This is a genomic window from Aeromonas popoffii (assembly GCF_037818705.1).
GTDB classification, from domain to species: domain Bacteria; phylum Pseudomonadota; class Gammaproteobacteria; order Enterobacterales; family Aeromonadaceae; genus Aeromonas; species Aeromonas popoffii.
Genome location: NZ_CP149129.1, coordinates 1,116,779 through 1,140,705, shown reverse-complemented (window position 1 = coordinate 1,140,705; position 23,927 = coordinate 1,116,779). Strand labels below are relative to the sequence as shown.

The 23,927-nt window shown below is 59.3% G+C and carries 20 protein-coding genes and 3 pseudogenes; 8 read left to right on the top strand and 15 right to left on the bottom strand.

Annotated features, from left to right (window positions below):
* Nucleotides 1–13 precede the first annotated feature (13 nt).
* The gene (locus WJM78_RS05510) at nt 14–2,089 is read right to left on the bottom strand and encodes a sensor histidine kinase (RefSeq protein WP_339014303.1); all 2,076 of its coding nucleotides are present in this window, start codon (nt 2,087–2,089) and stop codon (nt 14–16) included.
* A gap of 25 nt (nt 2,090–2,114) precedes the next feature.
* Nucleotides 2,115–3,470, bottom strand: coding sequence for a sigma-54 dependent transcriptional regulator (locus WJM78_RS05505; RefSeq protein WP_339014301.1), 1,356 nt, complete (start codon nt 3,468–3,470; stop codon nt 2,115–2,117).
* Between the two features lie 253 nt (nt 3,471–3,723).
* Here WJM78_RS05505 and WJM78_RS05500 point away from each other — a divergent pair, with 253 nt between their 5' ends.
* From WJM78_RS05500 to WJM78_RS05480, 5 genes are all read left to right on the top strand, one after another.
* A complete protein-coding gene (locus WJM78_RS05500) occupies nt 3,724–4,554 on the top strand; it encodes a substrate-binding domain-containing protein (RefSeq protein WP_339014299.1) in 831 nt (276 codons plus the stop codon).
* A gap of 64 nt (nt 4,555–4,618) precedes the next feature.
* Complete coding sequence (locus WJM78_RS05495) at nt 4,619–5,320, top strand: ABC transporter permease (protein ID WP_339014297.1); 702 nt, start codon at nt 4,619–4,621, stop codon at nt 5,318–5,320.
* Nucleotides 5,321–5,354: 34 nt separating this feature from the next.
* Entirely contained in the window at nt 5,355–6,050 is a 696-nt protein-coding gene (locus WJM78_RS05490; protein WP_108537375.1) for an energy-coupling factor ABC transporter ATP-binding protein, read from the top strand.
* Nucleotides 6,022–6,666, top strand: coding sequence for a molybdenum cofactor guanylyltransferase MobA (mobA, locus tag WJM78_RS05485; RefSeq protein WP_339014295.1), 645 nt, complete (start codon nt 6,022–6,024; stop codon nt 6,664–6,666). The genes WJM78_RS05490 and mobA overlap by 29 nt, the downstream gene beginning before the upstream one ends.
* Complete coding sequence (locus WJM78_RS05480) at nt 6,663–8,423, top strand: bifunctional molybdopterin-guanine dinucleotide biosynthesis adaptor protein MobB/molybdopterin molybdotransferase MoeA (RefSeq protein WP_339014293.1); 1,761 nt, start codon at nt 6,663–6,665, stop codon at nt 8,421–8,423. The genes mobA and WJM78_RS05480 overlap by 4 nt, the downstream gene beginning before the upstream one ends.
* A 202-nt stretch (nt 8,424–8,625) precedes the next feature.
* On the opposite strand, the gene WJM78_RS05475 is transcribed toward WJM78_RS05480, so the two are convergent.
* The gene (locus tag WJM78_RS05475) at nt 8,626–9,090 is read right to left on the bottom strand and encodes a GNAT family N-acetyltransferase (RefSeq protein ID WP_108536293.1); all 465 of its coding nucleotides are present in this window, start codon (nt 9,088–9,090) and stop codon (nt 8,626–8,628) included.
* A gap of 699 nt (nt 9,091–9,789) precedes the next feature.
* Between WJM78_RS05475 and WJM78_RS05470 the strand changes: the two genes are divergently transcribed.
* Nucleotides 9,790–10,638: a substrate-binding periplasmic protein gene (locus WJM78_RS05470; RefSeq protein WP_339014290.1), complete on the top strand. Its 849-nt coding sequence runs from the start codon at nt 9,790–9,792 to the stop codon at nt 10,636–10,638.
* Nucleotides 10,639–10,913: 275 nt separating this feature from the next.
* On the opposite strand, the pseudogene WJM78_RS05465 reads toward WJM78_RS05470, so the two are convergent.
* Nucleotides 10,914–11,088: pseudogene (locus WJM78_RS05465) on the bottom strand (IS4 family transposase); the annotation flags it as partial.
* A 91-nt stretch (nt 11,089–11,179) separates the two neighbouring features.
* Between WJM78_RS05465 and WJM78_RS05460 the strand changes: the two are divergent.
* Both WJM78_RS05460 and WJM78_RS05455 read left to right on the top strand, forming a co-directional pair.
* Nucleotides 11,180–11,849: pseudogene (locus tag WJM78_RS05460) on the top strand (IS4 family transposase); the annotation flags it as partial.
* A pseudogene (locus tag WJM78_RS05455) lies at nt 11,846–11,950 on the top strand (transposase); the annotation flags it as partial. The pseudogenes WJM78_RS05460 and WJM78_RS05455, both read left to right, overlap by 4 nt.
* A 53-nt stretch (nt 11,951–12,003) precedes the next feature.
* Here the strand turns inward: WJM78_RS05455 and WJM78_RS05450 are convergent.
* The 11 genes from WJM78_RS05450 to WJM78_RS05400 all read right to left on the bottom strand — a co-directional run bounded on the left by WJM78_RS05450 (nt 12,004) and on the right by WJM78_RS05400 (nt 23,905).
* Nucleotides 12,004–13,452 (bottom strand): efflux transporter outer membrane subunit, encoded by a 1,449-nt coding sequence (locus WJM78_RS05450; RefSeq protein ID WP_108537279.1) that lies wholly within the window; start codon nt 13,450–13,452, stop codon nt 12,004–12,006.
* 118 nt (nt 13,453–13,570) lie between these two features.
* Nucleotides 13,571–15,205, bottom strand: coding sequence for a complex I subunit 5 family protein (locus WJM78_RS05445; RefSeq protein WP_339015761.1), 1,635 nt, complete (start codon nt 15,203–15,205; stop codon nt 13,571–13,573).
* The gene (locus tag WJM78_RS05440) at nt 15,205–16,755 is read right to left on the bottom strand and encodes a complex I subunit 5 family protein (RefSeq protein ID WP_339014288.1); all 1,551 of its coding nucleotides are present in this window, start codon (nt 16,753–16,755) and stop codon (nt 15,205–15,207) included. The genes WJM78_RS05445 and WJM78_RS05440 overlap by 1 nt, the downstream gene beginning before the upstream one ends.
* Nucleotides 16,756–17,097 carry an NADH-quinone oxidoreductase subunit K gene (locus WJM78_RS05435; RefSeq protein WP_275931220.1) on the bottom strand — a complete coding sequence of 114 codons (342 nt, stop codon included), beginning with the start codon at nt 17,095–17,097 and terminating at the stop codon, nt 16,756–16,758.
* A complete protein-coding gene (locus WJM78_RS05430; protein WP_275931219.1) occupies nt 17,094–18,035 on the bottom strand; it encodes a hydrogenase subunit MbhD domain-containing protein in 942 nt (313 codons plus the stop codon). Before WJM78_RS05430 ends, WJM78_RS05435 begins: the two co-directional genes overlap by 4 nt.
* Nucleotides 18,035–18,322, bottom strand: coding sequence for a cation:proton antiporter (locus tag WJM78_RS05425; protein ID WP_108537277.1), 288 nt, complete (start codon nt 18,320–18,322; stop codon nt 18,035–18,037). The genes WJM78_RS05430 and WJM78_RS05425 overlap by 1 nt, the downstream gene beginning before the upstream one ends.
* On the bottom strand, nt 18,319–18,600 hold the full coding sequence (locus tag WJM78_RS05420; RefSeq protein WP_108537276.1) for a monovalent cation/H+ antiporter complex subunit F: 282 nt from the start codon (nt 18,598–18,600) through the stop codon (nt 18,319–18,321). Before WJM78_RS05420 ends, WJM78_RS05425 begins: the two co-directional genes overlap by 4 nt.
* Complete coding sequence (locus tag WJM78_RS05415; protein ID WP_042038340.1) at nt 18,593–19,093, bottom strand: Na+/H+ antiporter subunit E; 501 nt, start codon at nt 19,091–19,093, stop codon at nt 18,593–18,595. The genes WJM78_RS05420 and WJM78_RS05415 overlap by 8 nt, the downstream gene beginning before the upstream one ends.
* 17 nt (nt 19,094–19,110) lie before the next feature.
* Nucleotides 19,111–19,659, bottom strand: coding sequence for a hypothetical protein (locus tag WJM78_RS05410; protein WP_212512394.1), 549 nt, complete (start codon nt 19,657–19,659; stop codon nt 19,111–19,113).
* Between the two features lie 53 nt (nt 19,660–19,712).
* Entirely contained in the window at nt 19,713–22,793 is a 3,081-nt protein-coding gene (locus tag WJM78_RS05405) for an efflux RND transporter permease subunit (RefSeq protein ID WP_339014283.1), read from the bottom strand.
* Nucleotides 22,790–23,905, bottom strand: coding sequence for an efflux RND transporter periplasmic adaptor subunit (locus tag WJM78_RS05400; protein WP_339014281.1), 1,116 nt, complete (start codon nt 23,903–23,905; stop codon nt 22,790–22,792). Before WJM78_RS05400 ends, WJM78_RS05405 begins: the two co-directional genes overlap by 4 nt.
* Nucleotides 23,906–23,927: the final 22 nt, after the last annotated feature.

Here is a 23,927-nt window from a genome sequence, read left to right as displayed (position 1 = left end):
TTTTATAACGAGATCAATCCCCTGTCTCACGCCCCTCGGCATTGAGCGCAATGCGCCACCCTTCAAGCTGGGCGGGCTCGCCGCCACTGGGCAGCAGGGCGTGGCTGCGCAGCCGTATGGTAAAGCAGCTCCCCTGCCCCGGGGTGGAGTCCACCAACAGCTCCCCGCCCCAGCGGCTGATGATGCGGTGGCTCAGGGCCAGCCCCAGCCCGGTGCCGGTGGCGCGGGTGGTGAAGAAGGGGTCGAAGATCTTGTCCATGATGGCGGCCTCGATGCCGCTGCCGTTGTCGATGACCCGCACCTCGGCCCCTTGCAGCGCTCCCGCCTCATCGCACCAGTCACGGCTCTCGACCCGGATCTCCCCCTGCTCCCCCAGCGCGTGGCTGGCGTTGACCAAGAGGTTGATCAGCACCTGCAACAGTTGCTGGCGATCCGCCTCGATGGGCTGCTGGGCCCTGAGATCGGCCACCAGCGCTACCTGCTGCTGGCGCAGGGCTGAACGCACCAGGGTCAGGCTCTCTTCAATGATGGGGGTGAGGTGCTGCCAGACGGGCGCTGTCTCGTAGTCGCCGGGGCGGGAGTATTGCAGCAGGCTGCGGGTGATGGCGCGGATGCGCTCAATCTGGGCCAACACCAACGCCAGCTCCTCACTGACCGGCTCGGCCGCCTCCCCCAGCTCCAGCTTCATCAGCTCCACATTGCCGAGGATCACCGCCAAGGGGTTATTGATCTCGTGGGCCACCCCGGCGCACAGCTCACCAAGGGCCGCCAGCTTTTCGCTGATGAGCAGCTGCTGGCGCGCCTCGGTCAGCATATGGATGTGGTGCTCCAGCTCGGCAGTCTTCTGCTTGAGGCTCAGGGTGCGCTCGGCCACCTTCTGCTCCAGCTGGTCGGCGCTGCGGGCCAGCTGCTGCTGGTGCGCGGCCTGCCGGTCCAGCATGGCGTCAAACTGGCGACCCAGCTCGGCCAGCTCATGGTCGGGGTCAAGCGGCAGCGCCCCCACCCGGGCCGACTGGTCATGCTGCACCTGACGCACTACCTTGTGCATCCGCTCTATGGGGGTGAAGAGATCCCGTGCGCCGCGATAGACCAGCAGGCCCGAGAGCAGCAACAGCACCACCACGCCGGAGCCCAGCTCCACCAGATTGGTGAGGTAGGTACGGATGATGGGCCACTCGAGAAAGCCGACATAGAGCATGCCGATCCGCTCGCCATTCGCCCCCAGCAGCGGCTCGTAGCCAGAGACATACCAGGCGTCGTGGACGAAGGCGCGGTCAACCCACATCTCCCCCCGTCCCAGCACCTGCTCGCGCACCGGTGGCGAGACCCGGGTGCCCACCGCCCGGCCCAGCTGACGGCTGCTGCTGGCAGGCACGTTGGTGCTCACCCGCAGATCGCCAAGAAACAGGGTGACTGTGCCTACGCCCCCCTCTGGCAGCGTATTTTTGGCAAACACCTGCCCCCTGATCTCGTCCACCAGCCGGGTACTGCCATTGATAAGCTCGCCCCCCTCCAGCACGGCCCAGAGAGAGCCGTCTTGGGCCATGACGGGCGTCAGGGAGAGGCTGACCAGCCCCCGGGTCTCCTGGCCAAGGTCGGCTGTGTGCTCCCTGTCCAGCACGGCGCGGCTGGCAAGGGCGGGCGAGAGGGCCAGCAACTGCTCCCGCGACCAGACCACGAAGTGGCTGACGCTGCGCCCGGCGGTGAGGGCCGTGCGCGCCTGCGCCGTCAGCTGATCCAGCTCGGGGCCACGGCGCAAGCGCAGAAAATCGAGGCCATAGCTGGCCGCCAGCGGCATCACCCACTCCTGCAGTTGAGCTGGCGATTCGCGCAGCCGCAGCTGGAAGGCCCAGGCATCGCGCAGGTGCTCCAGATGTTCGGCCTGACGCTGCTGCTGCACGCTCACCGCATGGTGGGCAACCCTGAGGTCGCCGCGCACATTGGTGAGCAGGTTCTGCCAGCTGTAGGTGAGGGTCCAGTACAGCGTCAGCCCTATCATGCCCATCAGGGTGAGCGTGATGGGCACAGAGGTGAGCAGCAGCAGGCGCCAGCGTACCTTGGTCTTGAGCCAGCGCGGCAACAGGGTCACAGCGGCGCCATCCGGTTGCAGATGTTCATTCGATGGCCCACTCCTTGAACTTGCGCTCCAGGGTCTTGCGCGCCACCCCCAGCACCCGGGAGGCGGCGGATTTGTTGCCATCATGGCTCGCCACCACTTGCAGAATATGGGCCTTCTCCACCTCGGCCAGCGGCCACGCCAGCGGATAGCCCTCTTCGCTCTCCCCCTGCTCTGCCGCCTTGTTGCTCTGCCAATAGTCGGCGGGGGGCTTGCCCAGCAACAGGCAGCGCTCGATCAGATTGCGCAGCTCGCGCACGTTGCCGGGCCAGGGATAGGCCTGCATGGCCACCACGTCCTCGTGGGTCCAGCTTAAGGAGCCCATCCCCATCTCGGCGGTGAGCTGGCGAGTGAAGTGATGGACCAGAGCGGGGATGTCGTCGACGCGATCGCGCAGGGGCGCCACCGGCAGCGCCACCACGTTGAGGCGGTAGAAGAGATCTTCGCGAAAGCGGCCCGCCTCCACCTCGGCTTTGAGGTTGCGGTTGGTGGCGGCGACGATACGCACATCCACCGCCAATTCACGTTCGGCGCCGACCGGCCGGATCGCTTTTTGCTCCAGCACCCGCAGCAGGGAAGATTGCATGGCGAGCGGCATCTCGCCTATTTCGTCCAGAAAGAGGGTGCCCTGATGGGCGACCCGGAACAGGCCGTCGCGCCCCTTGCGGGCGCCGGTGAAGGCCCCCTGCACGTGACCGAACAGCTCGCTTTCGAGCAGCTCGGGAGCGATGGAGGCGCAGTTGAGGGGCACAAAGGCCCCCATACGACCGGAGAGCTGGTGCAGGGCGCGGGCCACCAGCTCCTTGCCAGTGCCGGACTCCCCCTCCACCAGCACGGCGGCGTTGGAGGGCGCGACTCTGGCGATGAGCGTTTTGAGATCCCGGGTCTTGGCGCTGTCGCCGATCAGGGTGGGGGGGAAGAGCTTGCTCACCTCCCGGCGCAGCAGCAGGTTCTCCCGCTCCATCTGGCGGCGCTCTATCACCCTGTCCACCGCCTGCACCATCTGATCCAGGTTGAAGGGCTTGAGGATAAAGTCGCTGGCGCCGAGCCGCAGCGCCTTGAGGGCGGTATCCATGTCGCCGAAACCTGTCATGAAGATGATGTCGCTGCGACGGGTCGCGGGGTCGATGGCTTCGTGCCATTCGATGCCGGAGCGCCCCGGCAGCCGGATGTCGGCAATGATGAGATCGAAATGCAGGCGACAGCGCAGGGCTTCCGCCTCCTCCACGCTGGCGGCCGTCTCTATCTGGGCGAAGCGCCTGGCCAGCGCTTTGGCCAGAAAGCTGCGCATGCCGGGTTCGTCATCGACGATGAGCAAAGAGAGGGCAGACCAGCGGCTGGCGGGTGCAGTCATGACAAAAGTACCTCGAATGCAGGTAAGGTCGGAGAATGTCCCGATAACCGGAACTTTAGTGGGACATTTTGTCCTTACCGTATCAAAAGCACCAACACCAATTATTAAAAGCGATAACACGCTCACTTAAATGATTCTAATAACCGTCTGTTTTTAAAAGGCAAACTGCAAATAAAACAGGAAAGGAACAGTTTGGCACCCTGTTTGCTTACGCTTGCCCTCTCCTCATCCACCCTGAAAAAGTTGCATCAAGATGACGATCAAAACCCATCTCAAACGTTTTGCCCTCTCCCTCGCGGCCAGCCTGCTGATCGCCGGCGCAGTCCACGCCGATACCACCAAGGCGCCTATCCGCCTCGCCACCACCACCAGCACCGAGCAGTCCGGTTTGCTGGGCTGGCTGCTGCCCCAGTTCACCAAGGAGACAGGTTATCCGGTGCAGGTGATGGCGGCCGGTACTGGTCAGAGCCTGAAGATGGGTGAAAATGGCGACGCGGATCTGGTGATGACCCATGCCCCCTCTGCCGAGAAGGCCTTCGTCGACGCAGGCTTTGGTATCGAGCCGGTGCACCTGATGTACAACGACTTCGTCATCGTCGGCCCGGCGAAAGACCCGGCGAGTCTGGGCAAGCTGCACGACGCGGCGAAAGGGCTGCAAGCCATCAAGGATCAGGGCCAGACCTTTATCTCCCGGGGCGACGAGTCCGGCACCCACATCAAGGAGAAGACCCTGTGGCACGCCGCTGACGTCAAACCCGAGTTCCCCGGTTACAAGTCCATCGGCCAGGGTATGGGGCCGACCCTGACCATGGCCTCAGAGCTCGGTGCCTACACCCTGACCGACCGAGGCACCTGGCTCGCCTATCAGAGCAAGCTGGATCTCGCCGTGCTGCTGGAGGGTGACAAGCGCCTGTTCAACCCCTATCAGGTGATCCTGGTCAACCCCAAGCGCTACCCGGATCTCAATACCGAAGGAGCCCGCACCCTGAAGAACTGGCTGGTCTCCGAGCATGGCCAGACGCTGATCGGTAACTTCAAGGTGGCGGGTCAGGCGCTGTTTGTAGCCGATGCCAGCGGGCAATAATGCCGATCCTGCTGGATACGACCGCATTGATGGCCCTCGCCCTGCACCATGAGAGAGAGGCGTGATGCCAACCCTGCTGGATACAACGCTGGCGGCGCTTGCCCTGCTGTTCAGTGGCGACACAGAGCTGTGGCAGGTGGTGGGGGTCTCCTTCTCCGTCTCCTGCCTGGCGCTGGGGCTGGTGCTGGTGCCGGCGCTGCTGCTCGGCTTTGCGCTGGCCTATCTGCCGATCCCGGCGCGCTGGCTCTGGCTCTCCTGCATCAATACCCTGCAGTCGGTACCGACCGTGGTGATCGGCCTCTTGCTCTACATGCTGCTGTCGCGGGCAGGCCCCTTTGGCGACTGGAAGATGCTGTTTACCCAGCAAGCCATGGTGGTTGGCCAGATGCTGATCGCCTTCCCCGTCATCACCACCATGGCTCACGCCGCCTTCATTCAAAGCGATCGCCGCGCCTGGGAGACGGCACTCACCCTGGGGCTCTCCTGGCCAAAGGCGCTGCTCGGGCTGATGCGCGAATGCCGCTTCGGCCTGTTGGCGGCGGTGATCGGCGCCTTCAGCCGCATCGTCACCGAGGTGGGCTGCTCCATGATGGTGGGGGGCAATATCCTGCATTTTACCCGCAACATCCCCACTGCCATTGCGCTGGAAACCCAGAAGGGTGCCTTTGCCCAGGGGGTGGCGCTCGGCATAGTGCTGCTGAGCCTGGCCCTGCTGCTCAACCTGCTGCTGACCGCGTGTCGCGGCCACAGCTATCTGAAGAACTGACCATGCCCCCACTGTTTATCAACTGGAGTACCCCATGGCCCTGACCGCCCACCAGCTGATGATGCGCTTTGGCGAGCGTAACCTGTTCCAGATAGAGCGGCTCTCCATCGCGGCAGGCGACGCCATCTGGCTGCGCGGGGCGAACGGGGTGGGCAAGACCACCTTGCTCAAGATACTGGCCGGCCTGCTGACGCCGACCCAGGGCCACACCAACCTCGCCCGTGGCTGGCGCGCCAGACTCGAGCAGTGGATCAAGCGGGATCCCGGCCCGGGCCGGGTCACCTATCTGCACCAGACCCCCTATCTGTTCGATCGCAGCGTGCACGACAACGTGGCCTGGGCCCTCGGCCATCAGGCCGCCGACGAGGTGCGGGTGTTCGAGGCGCTGCGCCGGGTCGAGCTGGAAGGAGTGGCGCGGGAACACATCAGTATTTTGTCCGGTGGCGAGCGCCAGCGTCTGGCCATGGCCCGTGCCTGGGCGCTGCAGCCCGCCTTTTTGCTGATGGATGAACCCACCGCCAATCTGGATGCACATTCGGTTGCCCTGATGGCCGCCTTGGCGCAAGATCTGCGGGAACAGGGCAGTGGTCTGGTCATCATCAGCCACCAGAACAACGATCTGACCGACCTGTGCGAGCGGCAATGGACCCTCGCCCGTGGCAAACTGCACGAACCCACCCCTTTGAAAATCATCGAGCGACATGACCTCAAACAGCGAATCCAGAACTGATGCCTTCCCCGTCTCTGCCGTGATCCTGGCCGGTGGCCGCGCCACCCGCATGGGGGGCGAAGACAAGGGCTGGGTCCAGCTTGCGGGCCGTCCGCTCATCGATCACGTGCTTGACCGGCTCCAGCCCCAGGTCGACGAGATCCTGATCAACGCCAACCGCAGTCAGGCGCGCTATCAGGTGCTGGCCCCGGTCATCAGCGATGACAACAACGACTATCTCGGCCCACTGGCGGGCATGCAGGTCGGCCTTGCCGCCGCGCGCCACGACTGGGTGCTGTTCGTCCCCTGCGATGGCCCTGCCCTGCCCTGTGATCTGATGAGCCGCTTTCGCGCCGCCCTCACTCCGGGCACCGAGCTGGTGGTGGCTCACGACGGCGACTGGCTGCAACCCGTGGTGGCCCTGCTGCACAAATCCCTGCTCCCTTCCCTTTGCCGCGCGTTGGCCGAAGGGGAGCGCAAGATAGATATCTGGTTTGCCCGCCACCAGATGGCGGTGGTGAGCTTTGCCGATGAGCCGGATGCCTTCATCAATCTCAACAGCCCGGCCGAGCTGGCCGCCTACGAGGCACGCCTGCTGAACTCGGCTATCGACCCCCAACAAGGAGCCGCGCTATGACCCTGGCGATGACGACCCCGGCCCCCACCCTTCCCCTGCTCGGCTTTGCCGCCTGGAGCGGCACCGGCAAGACCACCCTGCTGGAACAACTCATCCCCATTTTGGTGAGTCGTGGCTTGCGCCTTGGCGTACTCAAGCACGCCCATCACGATTTTGACATCGACCAGCCGGGCAAAGACAGCCATCGCCTGCGCAAGGCCGGTGCCAGCCAGATGATGGTTGCCTCCCGCCGCCGCCATGCTCGCATCATTGAGACCGATCTGGCCGAAGCCGACTTTCACCAGCTGCTGGCAAGCTTCGATCAGACCGAGCTCGATCTGCTGCTGGTGGAGGGGTTCAAACACGAGCACTTCCCGAAAATCGAGCTGCACCGCGCAGCGCTCGGCAAGCCACTGCTGTTCCCGGACGATGACGATATCATCGCGCTGGCAAGCGATACGCCGCAGGAAACCACTCTGCCCCAACTCGATATCAATGATCTGGCGGCCATCGCCGACTTCGTCTGTACCCACTTGGCTCAATCCCGGCAACGGGAGCAGACACCGGGAGCCGGTTTTCTATCAGTGGAGGAGGCCCGCCAGACCATTCTGGACGCCCTCACCCCAACCCCACGCAGCACCGACATGCCGCTGGCCCAGTGCCACGGCGCCGTGCTGGCAGCCGATCTCGTCAGCCCCATCAATGTACCGCCCCACGCCAACTCGGCGATGGACGGGATTGGCCTGCGCGGCGACGATCTCGCCGCTGGCCGCTGGCAACTGGTGGGTGAAGTGCTGGCGGGCCAGCCGCGCCATGAGCCTGTGCTGGCGGGTCAGGCGGTGCAGATCATGACGGGCGCGCCGCTGCCCCCCGGCGTGGATACCGTGGTGATGCGGGAAGAGACGCTTATTGAAGGTGAGTGGGTAACGGTGAGTGCCCCGATCCGGGCGGGGCAGAATGTGCGTCTGGCCGGTGAAGATCTCGCCTGGGGTGCCGTCGCCATCCCGACCGGTACTCGCCTTGGCGCCCCCCAGCTGGGGCTGGCGGCATCGCTCGGTCAAGCCACGCTCTGCGTGCGAACCCCGCTGAAAGTGGCGCTGTTCAGTACTGGCGACGAGGTGCAGGCGCCGGGCGAGGCCCTGGCCCCCGGCCACATCTTCGACAGCAACCGCTTCACCCTGATGGCGCTCATCGCCGCCGCCGGCTGCGAGGTGATGGATCTGGGCATTATCCCCGACGATCCCGCCATACTGCGCCAGCAATTGGAGCAGGCATCGACCAGCGCCGATCTGGTGCTGAGCTCGGGCGGCGTCTCGGTGGGCAATGCCGACTACATCAAGCAGGTGCTGGCCGAGCTTGGCCAGATAGCCTTCTGGCGCATCCAGATGCGGCCGGGTCGCCCGCTGGCGTTTGGCAAGCTGGGGGTCACCCCCTTCTTCGGCTTGCCGGGCAATCCGGTAGCGGCCATGGTCTGCTTCCTGCAGTTTGTCGAGCCTGCCATCGCTTGCTTGCAGGGCCGGGTCTGGCAACCGCTGCGCCTGTCGGCACAGGCCGAACAAAAGATGCAGAGCCGCCCGGGCCGCACCGAGTTTCTGCGCGGCGTCTTCCATCAGGATGCCAGCGGCGTGCTGCGGGTGCGCACCACAGGGCCACAGGGCTCCGGCATTCTGAGCTCCATGGCCGATGCCAACTGCCTGATTGAAATTGTCCCCGCCCAGCCGGCCATCGCACTCGGCGAGCGGGTCTGGATCCACCCGCTCCAGGGACGAGTGGCCTGATCAATCGCGAGCATCCCGCCGGTCGTGGCGGGGTGCTCGCGCCCATGACCCGAGGCTTGTCAGTTGCGCCTGAATACGCCGCTATCGCATCGTCCACGGCCTGCGTATCGCACTCGGCAAGCGCCCCTGCATGGGGCGATGATGCCAAAGGTACAATTGCGTCTGCCGGAACAAACCGGTTCAGCTCTCGCCACAGGCAGGATCAATGTCCCGGCAACCACTCCAGATACGCCGGATTGGCAACAAAACCAGCGCGTTCATACAGAGGGCGTCCCTCATCGCTGGCATGCAGCCACACCTTGCCCAGTTGTTCGGCGCAGGCATGGGCCACCATGGCATTGAGCAGGGCGCTGGCCATGCCCTGCTTGCGGTATGCCGGCAGTGTATACATGTTGAGCAGATAGGCCTCCCGCCCCGACACGTTGCCTGGATAGGGGGGCCGCACAAACAGAGCCAGCGTGCCGCTCGCCACCACTTCCCCCCCGACCTCGGCCACCCAGGACCGCGCACTGCCATCAGCCTGCGCAGTGCTGAAATAGGCACTGGTCGCCTGCCAGAGATCCACATCGACCAGCGGATCGCTCAGCTCACCCACCTCACAAAACAGCCCCATGCGCAGACTCACCAATACGGGAATATCAGCCTGCGTTGCCTGACGAACGATCATCTGCACCTCCTGGTGCCATCACTACTCCAAAGATGACAAGGCGTCCCCGAAGGCGCGCCTTGTGAAAGGAGCAGTGTGTGCCGATATATAACCCCTTGGCAAGGCGACAGCACTCCCATGCCAGGAGACGTCAACTCACCCGGGCCAGCCACATCCAACCCGCAGTGGACTGGAAGAACACCACCATGGCCATGGGCGGCCGCTGCTGCCGCCGTGGTGCCCTCGGGAAGGCGCCAGCTTGACTGGCCAGTATGACAGCCGTCGGGGCCGACGATACTCTGGCACTATTGACGGTTGTGAAGGATGGAGACAACTCCAAGTTAGCCCGCGCCCAACGCGACCGGCTGCGAGAGAGCGTCAATCTGCACACATGGCTACTTCCTCCCATTGGTCGGCGGAAAGAGACGATGACCAATGCCGAATTTTTCTGGGCACCGACCTATGGCCAACGCTCTCCGGCTCGCAGAAATGACGCGCACCACCTCATTTCCGAGTCAGCCAAGGAACAACTGACAGCAATTTGCCCAGCGCTGCGGCAGGCACGGTTCAGTCACCAGATAACAGAAGACGCCCAACGGCGGTGACACCGCGGCTTTCGTTGCGGATCAGTTATTGGAACGCATTCAACATATGAGATAATAAAATAGAATCCTGTACATGATGTATTATAAATGTATTCGTATGTACTCGGGAGCTGTTATGAAAAGCCACACTTACACAATGACTATATTGTTATTAATTTTTTTCATTTTCCCAGGCAATGTGTACCCCTCATCAGGAAAACCTACAACAATTATATTAGGTGTAGAAGATGACTGGGCTCCCTACTGTTTCTTAAATAAAGAAACTGGACATCTTGACGGCTTTACACCCATTGTAGTTCGTGAAGCTTTTAAAAAAGTAGGCATTAACACTGAGTATAAAGTAATTCCATTTTCACGCTGCATGTATCTAGCACTTACTAATGTTATTTCCGGTTGCTTTAATGCTGCCATAACAAGAGACAACAAAAATAAATATGTGTGGCCAAAAACGCCACTTGTAAACGAACCGCTAGGGGTTTGTTCATTGACGTCAAAGAGTAGAAGTTATGATGCATCAGGACAAGTTGGGGTGTATGAATTGCTATCAGGTAACAGGGTTGGCGCTACACTGGGTTATTCATACCCAACTGAAATACTTGAAAATTCTGAAATCACTTTCGAGAAAGTAAAGTCTGACAGTGTGCAACTCGATATGCTTTTGCGAAACAGAATAGACTTTGCCTTACTGGGAAAGGGTTCTGGTTATTATCTTGCAAGTAAGAAAAATATTAGAAATCAAGTTGTAGATGTTTTTACCATTTCTACTGATGGTGATTTTTATATCGCATTCTCAAAAGCAACTGGCAACGGAGAATACCTTAGCACTATGTTTGACAAAGGCATGCTTGAATTAATTAAATCTGGTGAATACAATGAATTAAAATCCAAACTAGAGCAACATTTAAATATGAGCACTGGCGATATATCAGGTATACTGGTGGATACCAATATAATGAATAAATAATAGATGAAATGAATTGACTGATGACGACATTGCTTCCCACATCAGCCATCAAGCCATAACCCCCCAACCTAGAGTGATATCGGTAATACCTTGGTATTGTGGACATTCTCTGTGATTGGGCGTCAAAGGGAACAGATAGGGGTTATATAAATGCCACATTGCTTTTCGGATCTCTAATAGTCCCAACCATGCTCGCTCATTACAAGTGCAACATCATGTACAGGACCTAAAGAAAATGCGTCAATTAAAATCCCTTCCAACGTCCTGTTTTGTATTTACTTTCTCTGCTTTGTTCGGCGAGCATTATTTGACTAAAAATCTACAACCCACTCCAACCAATCCCTTATTGCACTGATGGCTCGGTGCGCTACCGCTTCCAATATCGACAGCCACCACGCCACTCTTCGCAGCTTTCAGCGTGGATAATCCCTCTTTCATCAGGGCCTGAGCCTTAGCCATCCCCTCATACGAGTGAGGCGTGGTGCGGCCTTTGAGGTATGCTCTGCGTTTTTGACCCGCCAATACCGAACAGAGCAGCCCAATGCTTAATCACGACATCATTCTCAACCATATTGATGACATTTTCTGGCAGGACATGCATGCCAAACGTGTGTTGTCGCTCGCCGATGCAACCCACGGGGTTATCGAGTTAGGCTCGCTGGTCATCCCATTGGCAATGGCCTCTCTTTGGCCAGTGGTCTTGAACACAAGTACGCGGTCAAGCAAGTCGACCGCTTGCTGACCAACATCCAGCTCAATGTCTGGCGCCTTTTCGATGACTGGGTTCCCTGTGTGGTGTCCGAACGCACCGAGATTGTCGTATCCATAGACTGGACCGAGTTTGAGGCCGATGACCACAGCCCCCTGGTTATCAGCCTGCAAACCAACCATGGCCGCAACACACCGCTATTGTGGAAAACCCACCAGGAATCCTTGTTCAAAGGCCAGTGCAACATCCATGAGCGGGCGTTGCTGACCAAGCTCAGAAAGACCTTGCCGGAGGGCGTTTTGTCACTGTGGTAGCGGACTGTGGCGTTGGCTATATGGCGCGGGTCGAGCGGGTGTATTGCTGCCACAAGAGCGACATGAAAGAACCCTGGTTTTTAGCCAGCAATCGGGTCGATGTGAGTACCGCCAAAGCGTTGCAACTGTACGGTCAGTGCTGGGGTATCGAGACCAGTTTGCACGATATCAAGGACTACAAATTTGGCAGTTAGACCCGCTCTATCCCATCGTCTATCTGGACTGCATTGTGCTGAAGATCCGCGAGAACCAGCGGGTAAGCAACAAATCGCTGTATCTGGCGCTGGGCCAGCCGCAAACAATCAGCATGACGTTGAGCACCACCATACTCGCGTTAGCACGCTATTGTTGTGATGCGGCGCTGCTTAGCCCGCCTTTCGGCTGCACCGTCATCGAAGTTGCAATATCGACCCAGCCACCACCCATGGCCTGATACACGTTAATAAACTGGCTATAGTTGTTGGCCAGCAAGCCGACGGTTGCCAACTCGGCGGCAAATAACTCATTCTCGGCGACCAATACATCCAGATAGCCCGCAACGCCCTTATCAAACCTCAGCCGTGATAACTGCGCCAGTTCACGCAAGGCGGCCACGCGCTGCTGCTGTAGCGCCACTTCGGCGGTTTTCTTCTGTGCTCCGGTGAGCGCATCGTTAGTCTCGCGAAACGCGTTCAGAATGGTCTGCTGATACAACAGCAACGCTTGGCGCTTTTGCGCCTCAGCGGAGTACACCTGCCCCTCAATTCCGCCAGCAGTAAACAGCGGACCACTCACACTAGCGGCAATAAATCCGGTACTCGCAGGCCCCGTCAACAACTTAGAAAACTCGCTACTGATACTCCCCAGCGCGCCGGTAATCGACACGCTCGGGTAATACAGAGCACGGGTAGCACCAACATTGGCATTGGCCGCCACTAAGTTTTGCTCGGCTTGGAGAATATCCGGCCGACGTTGCAGCAGTGCGACGGGTAAATCAGCAGGAATTAGCGGGGTGACTAATTGCTCGATACTCTTGCCACGCGGGATCGGTCCCGGATTACGGCCAAGCAGAATAGACAGCAGATTTTCCTGCGCCTCGATGGCCTGCTCAAACGCCGGAATAGCCGCCAATGCCTGCTGATGCTGCGAGGTAATTTGCATCAGCTCGATTTTGCTGACGATGCCGAATTTAAAGCGCAACTCGAACAAGCGCGCCGTGGTGCCGAAGTTCTTTGCCGTCGCCTGGGCGATTTCCAGCTGGCGGTCGAGTGCGCGCAAGCTTATGTAACTGGTGGTCACGCTCGCCACCAACGACAAGGCCACGCCGCGCTGTGCCTGTTCACTGGCGTAAACCTGTGCTTGCGCCGCTTCCGACAAACGCCGTACCCGACCGAATAAATCCAGCTGCCAGGATGCACCAAGTGAGGCCTGGTAAAGCGAAAAATACGGATCGGCATCGGGCGGCAGCGGTGGCTGTCCAAGGCGACTGGCGCGCGAGCGACTGGCATCGCCAGTGTAGCCAACTTGCGGTGATAACTGGGCACGCGTGGCGGTCAAAGCGCCAATAAACTGATCAACCCGCGCCGCCGCCACAGCGACATCAAGATTCTCCCGCAGTGCGCTCTCGACCAGTTTGTTCAGTGTCGGATCAGCAAACTGCTCCCACCATTTAGTGTTCGTCAGCTCGGCCATCTGCGCGTAATCGCTACGCCATTGACTGGGTGTTTCGCTGTGCGGGCGCTGGTAGTCGGGACCTACAGTGCAGCCGGACGAACCGACGACAAGCAGTACTACGAGCAGGTTAATTCTCATCTCAACTTCCTTCTGGTGAGGCGTGACAGCGGCAAACCTGGCGCACACAGCGCAGGACGGGCGGCCCAAACGTATATTGTTGTAGATATAGATAGGTCCAACGCTGACGGCAAGTAACTCATCCGCGCCCCCCGCCATACAGTGTCCAAGCGAATAACAGGCTCAACACCAACAGCGCCATGCAAGCCAAGGCCCAGCGCCGCAGCCACGCATCCAGCGATGTAAACACAAGGCTAACGCCGCCGTTGCGCGGCATCAGCCTACCGAACAACACCGCAATATCGCCTATGGGAACCCGTGGCAAACGCCCGCCCCAATACCACAGAGCAATCGCCGTAATCATGCCTACCAAGGGTGGTCGCAATGCCAGCCACAGCGAGGCCGGCTCGAGCAGGTCGGTCACTGTGCCGGCTGCAACCCACAGATACATCAGCCAAGGGATCAATAACGACGCCAGCGCCAACACGCACCAAGGGAGCAACAAGCCCTTGCCCGGCTGCGCCTGCGCGTCCGTGGCGGCAAATGTTTTCAGGCAATAGACAAAGTGCAGCATCAGCAAGGTCGTGCCGGCGGCAGAGACATTCGCCACTGTCGCCGCCAGACCATCGCCCAGCGGCCCCTTCACCGCGTACTTGGCCAGCGCGCCACCCGTCAACGGCAGGCCGCCGAGCCCCAATGCCAGCACGGCCACCACCAACAGCAGCGGCCACAGATGCCGTGCACCTGTCGTGGCAGCCAGTCCGACCGCCAGAAATAAAGTGCCTTTGACCAGCACGTGATGGGCCGCATACCAAACGGCATAGAGTGCCGCGCTGGTTTCGCCAGACGACAAGCCCATGCCCAAGACAGCCACTATGACGCCCATCTGGCTGACGCTGGAGTAAGCCAGCACCGCCTTCGGATGTTGTTGTGTGATGCCAATAGCCACCCCGTACAGCGCAGTAAACAAGCCTGCCGAAGTTAAGGCAAAACCCCAGTCAGGCAAGGCTGTCTGCAGTGGCAAAAAGCGAATCAGACCGATGATGCCGACCTTGACCACCGCGCCACTCAGCACTGCAGATGCCGGTATCGGGGCAGCCGCATGCGCTAACGGCATCCACACATGCAGCGGCACCAACCCAGCTTTCAGCCCCAGTCCGACAATCAGCAACCCCAGTGTCACATCACACCACGGCGACTGCGGCAACTCGGCGACCACATCACGGATCAACCAACTGTCGCCTTGGGTGCCCGCCGCCAGCAGGATAAACGCCAACAACACGCAGCTTTCAGCAAACAGAGAAAGGCCCAGATAGGTACCACCTGCGCGCCACGCCGAAGCGCTCTGATCATGCACCACCAAGCCGCAGGCACCGACGCCAAGCAGCGCCAGTAGCAGGTAAAAACTAAACATGTCGGCGGCTACAAAGGCCCCCAAACAGCCCATCAGCGTCATCAACCAACAGACCACAAAGCGTCCACAATTGGCGGTACCACGTAAATAGCTGGCAGCATACAGGCCCGCCATGCTCCACAGTAAAGCCGCCACACCGAGTAATATCGCCCCGAGAACATCCAACTGCAGCGCCAACTGCAATCGCCCCTGCCCGACCAGCAATTGGCTATCGACGGCAAATAAAGCCGCCGCCATTGCCGGCAATGGCGCGAACACCAGCAATGCCAATATCCGCTCACGCACGCGGGCCGACAGGCAAGTTGCCAACATCAGCAACGGCAATCCTAAGGTGGTCGCTAATAGCAACTGTCCGAGCATCACGATGCGCCCTCCAACATTGCCACCTGACGACCGATCTGAGTCAGGTCGACCTCGGCAAACGCCACCAGCCCCAGCAAGGCCGAACACAGGGCTAGCACTAGCACCGTCAACTCGCGAGAACGAGCGACTGGGGCGCACAGTAGCAACGGCACCAAGGGTGCGCGCAGCGCCTGCGCCAACACAACAAACAGGTAAGCACTGGTGAGCAAGCCCCCCACCAGCAACACCAACGCCCACCACCACTGGCCACTGCTAACGGCAGCCGACAGCAGCAACCATTTGGCCAGAAAGCCGCCGGAGGGAGGCAGGCCGATAAGCGTTATGCCGCCCAGTGCAAAAGCCATCACGGTGACAGGCAACGCTCGGGCCACACCGGCAAAATCGGCGATCCGATCATGGCCTAGCGCAGCACTGATTAAACCGGCGGCCATAAACATCGCGGCCTTCGCCGTGGCATGGGAAATCGCTTGTAGCATGCCCCCTGTCAAGGCAAGCCCGTTTTCGATGTGCCCGCTCAAAGCGCTAAATGCCAGCGGAAACAGCAAAAATAGATAACCAATCTGGGCCACCGTGGAATAGGCGATCAGTAATTTCAAGCGTGCTTGGCGCAGCGCCATTAGATTGCCAAACACGATCGCAGCAGCACCGAGCGCTCCCAACAGTTGCGACGCTGAGAACGTCACCACGGCTGGCAGTACATCGAACCACAAACGCACGACTAAAAACCAAGAGCCCTTGATCACCAAGGCCGACAACAGCGCACTGGCCGCCGCCGGCGCACCGGCATGTGCGGGCGGCAGCCAAATATGCAGCGGAAACAGCGCCGTTTTGGCCAGCAAACCGACCGTCATCAATGCCGCGGCAACACCGACTAGTAGGCCCGGCTCAGCCACGGCGGCCAAGAGGGCGATATCCAAGGTGCCATAGGCGCCATACAAGAGCACAGCCCCCAGCAAGTAGAGCATCGAGCCCAGCAGTGCGAACAACAGATAACGCAACGCCGCACGCAGCGTCTCGCCACGGCCGTCTAAGCACACCAATGGCACTGCAGAGAAGGTCAACAACTCGAGGGCGACATACAAGGTGAACAGGTCGGCACTCACCAGCACCAGGTTGAGCGCGCCCCAGATCGCCAGTAGCAGCAACCAAAAACTAAAGCCGGCGCGCTGCAGTGATTCGCCACGGCGAGCACCAAAGTCTGCGCCGCCGTAAACGCCCACAGCGCAAACCACTACCGCGGTCGCCAGCAACATCGCCACTGATAAGCCATCGGCACGCAAGGCGACCCCTAATGGCGGGGCCCAGCCTCCCAGCACGTACACCAGCGCGGTGTTCGTTTTCAGCAGTACAACGCCGCAGGCCAGTGCAATTGCCAGGCCCAACAGAAGCGCTAGTTGGGTCACCCGTTGCGCGTGACGAGCACCACAGAGCACACCGAACATCATGCCCACAAACGGCAACAGCACAGCCAGCACCAACAGCAAACCGGCGTCCGAAGTGCTCGTCGAGATATTCAATAAAACCGGCATAGCGGCAGACACTGGCATTTACACCTCACCGGCCGCAGAGTCCGCCTTGCTCGGCGCGTGATCATTCAGGATTACCGCACCGGTGACGGCAAACAGCCGCAACAGCAAGGCCACCGCCAGTGCCGTGGCTGAAAACGCCACCACGATACCGGTAATCAACAAGGCCTGCGGTACTGGGTCGCCGCCCATACCCAGCGCGGCGCCCCGGCGGGCAATACTACCAAACAACATAAACACACCACTGCTAAGCAGGTTAAACGCCAGTATTTTGCGCAACGGATGTGGGTTAACAATCAGTCCGTACAAGCCAATGCCAATAAGTGCAGCGGCGCACAGGCCAAATAACGTCGGGGTGTTCATGGGCATGCCTTGCGTTGCGGTGTGCCGAGCAACAATAAACCGAGCACTAGCGTCAGCGACGGCATCAACGCCAGCTCAATGGCAATAATTAAGGGTTTGGCCAGCCCGGGCGGATAGCCCAGAAACGCGCCCGCGCTCAGCACGCCAACCAAGCCGATGGCAATAAACACCAGTGGGCCGCAGACTAAGCCGATACGCAGCCATGTCCGACTAATCGGCGGGGCATCCTGTAGGCCCGCCAGCATGACCAGCAACCACATGGCCGCAAGTACTGTAGCACCTTGAAATTTACCGCCCGGGTGGTCGGCGCCAACCCAGAAGATATAACCGCCAGCAACAATGCCAACCGGAACCATCAAACGCGCCGCATAGGCCAAAATACCATTAGTTTCTAGTTGCTGAGCCAGGCTAGGTCGACCATCCCATACTGACTCTGGGGCCAACGACCAAACGCCAATCAGCGCCAGCAACAGCACTATGGCCTCCAGCAAGGTGTCTAACGAGCGAAAAGCCAGTAGCACAGCAGTGATAGGATTGCCCACCCCAGTGGCATCTATATTGGCCACCACCGCATGCGCCAGCGTCGGTGCCGGGTCGGGCAGTGCCAGCACGCAGAGTGCCAGCAGTAGCGTAACTGCCAGCGACAGCCCGCCAGCCAGCCAACGCAGCCACACGCTTGGCCGTACGGCATAAATGGAGGCCTCTGCGGCGCGCAAGCGCGTCACTGCGCCAATAAGCAATACGCCTGTCAGCCCCCCGCCGATAGCGGCTTCGGTGAGCGCGATGTCGATGCCCTGTAACTGGACCCAAACCAACGCCAACAATAAGCCATAAACCATAAAACCGGCGACGGCGGCGAACGCCTCACGCGCAACTATGACCCAAATGGCCAAACCGAGGATTAGCAGCGCCAGACTGCCATTCAGTAGGTTAAGCATCACCACTCCCTGCGCTTGATGGCACGCGCGATCAGCTGCGAGATGATCGACGCCGATAGCAACACCAATAACCAAATACTCAACACTTTAAGGCCGGCAAACCAACTGTCCATCTGCGGCAACAGCCCAAGCACGACAAAGCCCAGACCTAGGTTATCAGCCTTGGTGAGGGCATGCAGGCGGGTGAAGGAATCAGGAAAGCGTAACAAACCAAGACTGCCAACAAAAAAGAAAAAACCACCCGCCAACACCGCGAGCACGCTCCAAGCATCGAGAAAAATACTCATTGCCGATCCTCGGGTGGCGCGTTGCGCGAAGCGTCTGGGGCGGTAACGAACGCACAGGTGGCAAACACCGCCAGCAGTGCCAGTGTCAGCGCCACATCAACAGTTGCCGGCTCGGCAGTGGCCACCCCAACTAACAACAACACAGCAATACCACCCGTGCCCAGCAACTGCACCGCCATCATCCGGTCAGCCGGCCCCGGCCCGCGCAAGATTCGTAACAAGCCCAAGGCAACTGCCACAAGGATAAATACCGCCGCACCCAACAAGAACTCAGACATGCGCTTTCCCCACTACCAACGCCTTGGCAAACAACCGCTCCTCGGCGTATAGCTGCTCGACCAACGGCTGGGCTAGGTCGAGGCAGTGATACACCAACACCTTATCGTCAGCACCCTCACCGACCGACACAGAACCGGGCAGCAAACTCATAATGGTGGCGAAGGTATTGCGCGCAAAACCCGGCGGAAACCCGACCGGGCAATTAACCAAACCAGGATTGAGCGGCAATTTTGGATCCAGCGCGCGCCGCGCCACGTCAACTCCAGCAAGTAAAGACTCGTAAATAAAGTGCGGTACCAATTGCAGCAATTTGCTCACCCGTAAACTCTCCGCGTCAACGGGCAACAGCCGCATACTGACCCAGGTCGCGGCCCCCGCAAGCAGCAGACCAAAGGTCAGATCTGCAAGCGAAAAACTTGGCAACAACAGCAGCCAAAAACCGAAATAAGCCACGCCGCGCTGCCATGCAATTGACGCCCTAGGTACACCCATCGCCCGCCTCCACTGCGTCATAACGCTGGTTGTTCCACTACGCAAGCACTTGCCGTATTGGCACAGAAAACCTGCACATCCATCACACTAAGGCGGTCATACAAACGAGCATCGGCGCGGATCGGCCACCAGTCGTAGAGAAAAATCGCAATCGGCTGACAGAGTGCCACCGTGGCGGCAATCAATAAGCTCTCGTTAATTAACCAGAAGAGCCCCTCGTGCGGGATTAGCTCAGAGACAAACTCACTAAAGCCGTTCACCGCACTCAGAAAAACCAACGCGATAACCAAAGTGATGCGCCCGGTGCGCAGTAGCTTTTTCAGCTCTTTGCGCGAAGCCTGCGCCCGACCGCGAAAATACTCATGCACCGCTTGCGTCACGATCGTCGTAGTGTCACCGCTGGTGTTCTCTCGCCCCAGATGTACCGCTAAGCCCAGCGACTTTCGCCCCGAGACCTCATACGCCCAGTCGAGGATGTACTGCGCCGCCTCGGGGTCAATATCACGCTCGCGAAACGGTGCCGGGTCCATTGAGTTAAACAGCTGTCGGGTGTCGTCCAAATACAACTCTAAGACCTCGCGCATCGCCGCAGCAGCGGGCGCAGTTAATGGGCTTGAGCTCAATCCGTAATACCCATCGCGGCTTCATCAACAACCGTACCGGGAAGTGTTTGCTCATGGCCAAACACTGCCACATACAGCGTCGGCAAAAACACCAACGTCAGCAGCGTTGCCACTAACAAACCACCCATGATGGCGAACGCCATCGGCCCCCAAAATACGGTCGGAGCAATGGGGATCAAGCCCAGGATGGTTGAGAAGGCAGCCAACATCATCGGCCGCATCCGCGAGGTCGCTGATGCGATGACGGCATCGTAGACACTCTTCCCTTCGGCGCGATCGGTTTCGATCTGCACAATCAGAATCACCGCGTTCTTGGCGATCATACCGATCAAGGCCAAAACACCGAGAATGGCAACGAAGCCAAGCGGCTGATCAAAGGTCAGCAACGTCAGCACCACGCCTATCAGCCCCAGCGGTAAAACGCACACCACCATCACTAACCGGCGAAAGCTAACAAGCATCACCATCATGACTACCAGCATCAGCAAGATCATCAGCGGCACTACGGCGAACACCGAAGCGCGGGACTCTTTGCTCTCCTCGTACAGCCCACCGGTTTCGACCTTGTAAGGCTTGGGCAGCTTGGCAGCAAATGCGGCGACCTGCGGTGCCAACGCCTCCACTACTGTGTCTGGCATCTCCCCACTGATCACATCGGCGCGCACAGTCAAGGTCGGTACCCGGTCGCGGCGCCACACCAAAGGAAACTCCTGCTCCTCAACAAAGGTCGAGAACTGGCTCAACGGCACCATCCGCCCACTCGGGGTCGGCACCTGCAGCGAGCTGAGCGTTTCCAGTGAGGCGCGCTGTTCGTCAATGGCGCGGGCCACAACGTTTACTAGGTAAATATCGTCACGAACCTGCGTCACAGTCGTGCCTGTCACGGCGGCATTGAGCACACCGGCCAGCGCACTCGAACTGATGCCCAGTTGACGGGCCTCTTCTTGATTAACGCGCACATGAATCTGCCGCGCTGGCTCCATCCAGTCGAAGTTAACGTGCCGGGCGCGGGCGTCCGCACCGATCAGCACAGCCAAGTCGAGGGCAATGGCACGCACCTTATCGTTGTCTGGTCCGCTCACCCTATACTGCAAGGGCCACCCCACAGGTGGGCCTAGCTCGAGAGGGGAGACCCGTGCTACTACATCAGGAAACTGCTCAGCGAGAAGTTTCTCCAATTTAACCTGCAGCCGTTCTCGCGCTTCAATATCTTTAGCCACCACCACCAATTGAGCGAAGAACGGATTAGCCAGCTGAACATTTAAGGTCAGGATAAAACGCACCGCCCCTTGGCCAACATAGGTACTGAAGTGCTCAACATCGGGATCATCTTTAAGGAACGCTTCGAGCCGCTGGGCTTGCACCTCAGTGGCATAGATAGAAGCGTTCTGGCGCAGGCTCAAATCCACCGTCAATTCAGGGCGATCAGAGGCGGGGAAAAACTGCTGCGAAACGAACTGCGACAAGAATAAGGTAATGACGAAAGCCCCCAGCGTCAGGCCGATGGTCAACCATTTGGCGCGGATCGCCGCACGCAAGAAAGCACCATAAGCATTTAGTAACTTACTCGGCTTGGCTTGTAACTCGGCCTTAGGTGTCTTGAGTATCGCTTTACCAATCAAGGGTGCAAAAATCACCGCCACCAGCCACGAGACGATCAGCGAAATACCCACCACTGAGAAAATCGAAAAAGTGTACTCACCCGCCGAGCTCTGGGCAAAACCAATGGGTACAAAACTGGCGATGGTCACCAGCGTCCCTATCAGCATCGGGGCAGCCAAGGTGCGATAAGCGAAAGTGGCGGCCTCATCTTTACTGTCCCCGGCAGCCAAGCGCCGCATCATGGCATCGACCGTGGTCATGGCATCATCGACCAACAGACCAAGGGCGATAATCAATGCGCCTAGAGATATCCGGTGCAGATCGATATTGACGATATCCATCACGGCAAACACGATCACCAACGTCAGCGGAATCGCCAGTGCTACTACGGTGCCGGGCCGAATCCCCAAGCTGAGAAAGCTGCAACCAAGAATGATTACGATAGCCTGCCAAAGCGAGGTCATAAAATCGCCAATTGCCACATCCACCGTAACGGCCTGATCGGCCACCAGTGTCGGTTCAATGCCCACCGGCAAACCGGCGGTAATATCGGCCATTTCGGCGCGAATACTGCTCCCCAATTGGAGAATGTCACCTGCGTCGCGCATGGCAATTGCTAAGCCAATAGCCGGTTGGCCATTGATACGAAACATCGGCTGCGGCGGGTCGACGTTGCCTCTGCGCACGCTGGCAATATCGCCAAGACGAATAATCCGCCCGCCAGCAACAATGGTCATGGCTTCAATATCACGCTCAGAATCCAGCGCACCACTAACACGCAAAAACACTCGCTCGTGCTCAGACTGAATCACGCCCGCCGGGGTTACCAAGTTTTGCGCCTGCAGTGAGGCTAAAATCGCCGGTAGGTCAAGGCGCAAGCCAGCCAAGCGTTCGGTGGAGAACTCGATAAATATTTGCTCATCTTGAGCGCCCAACACTTCTATCTTGGAAACGTCCGGCACCTGTAGCAGCCGTGAGCGGGCGCTTTCGACGTAATCACGCAACTCGCGGAAGGTAAAACCGTCGGCCGTAAACCCATAAATAATGCCGAAAGTGCTGCCAAAGTCATCATTGAAGAATGGCCCGACCACACCCGATGGCAGGGTATGACGCATATCACCAATATTTTTACGTACCTGATACCAAACATCTTCAACCTCGGCGGGCGGGGTTGACTGCTTCAGGTCGACAAAAATCGTGGCCTGGCCCGCAGTGGTGTAACTGCGCACCCGCTCAAGATGATCCGTCTCTTGTAAGGTGCGCTCGAGGCGCTCAGTAACCTGCAGCAGGGTTTCCTCAACCGTCGCCCCTGGCCACGCAGCTCCGACCACCATGCTCCTGAAGGTAAACGCAGGGTCCTCGCCACGGCCCAAGTTAGTAAACGATAGCGTCCCCGCCACCACGGAGAGAATCATCAAAAACACCACCAACGAGCGCTTCGAAAGCGCCCACTCAGACAGATTCGGACCTATCACGATTTACTCGCCTCTAGCAGACGGACCTTCTGGCCCGGACGTAGCGCCTGCACTCCGGCAGTCACAACCACATCACCAGGGTTAAGCCCTGCACCAACCTGGACCTTGGCCGTATCTTGGCCGCGCACCTCGATAGTGCGTAGCGACACTGTCAGTGCCTGCGCGTCGACCACCCATACTGCAGGTTTGCCACCCGCACGGGTTAACGCCGAGGCGGGAACCTCAATGCCGGAAGCCACTGACAGTTTTAAACGCCCAGTCACAGTGCTACCTAAGCGCATCGCCGGTGGTGGATTAAGCAGTCCAATACGCACAGCGAAAGTGCCCGTTACCGGGTCGGCACGGGGCGAAATTTCACGCACCTTGCCTACGGCGGTAACCTGTGGGTCGCTGGTTAAAAAGACCGTGATCTCCGAGTTGCTCTGGGCGCTGTCTTTGATCTGTGCTGGCACGCCAAATACCGCATCACGTGCACCATCGCGCGCAACCTGAACAACCATCCGCCCTGCCCCGACCACCTCGCCCGCCTCAGGACCACGTGCCGTCACCACACCAGCCACATCAGACAAGAGACGCGTATAGCTCAAGCGGTTCTTCGCCAAGTCAACCTGCGCCTTCACTGCCTTAACCTGTGCATCTGCCGTCCCCAAAAGCGCCTCGGCTTGGTCATAAGTAGCCCGCGATACAGCATCCTGGGCGACCAGCTCACGCATACGCCCGTAGTTGTTACGCGCCTCAAGCAACTGCGCGCGAGCCGCAGCTAACTGAGCGCGCGCCGCCTGTAGACCACGCTCCTCATCTTGCTGATCGAGCCGAGCAATCAGTTGACCAGCCTTGACGCTGTCGCCAATATCCACCGTGCGCATGATCATTCGACCGTCGATACGAAACGACAAGTTGATTTCAGCCTGCGCCTGCACTGTGCCGGTCAACGAAAACGCGCCATTGCTGTCACGACTTTCGATGGTCATCACGCGAACCGGGCGAATCTCCGCTTGCAGCTCTTCGCCCTCCCGCTGGCAGCCCGTGGCTAGTGCCAGAGAAGCAAGCGCGAGTACAGCGGTCGCGGCATGTAAATGGCCAACACGCGTGGCAAAGTAATTCACAAACACAGAACAACTCCTTTCAATGGTA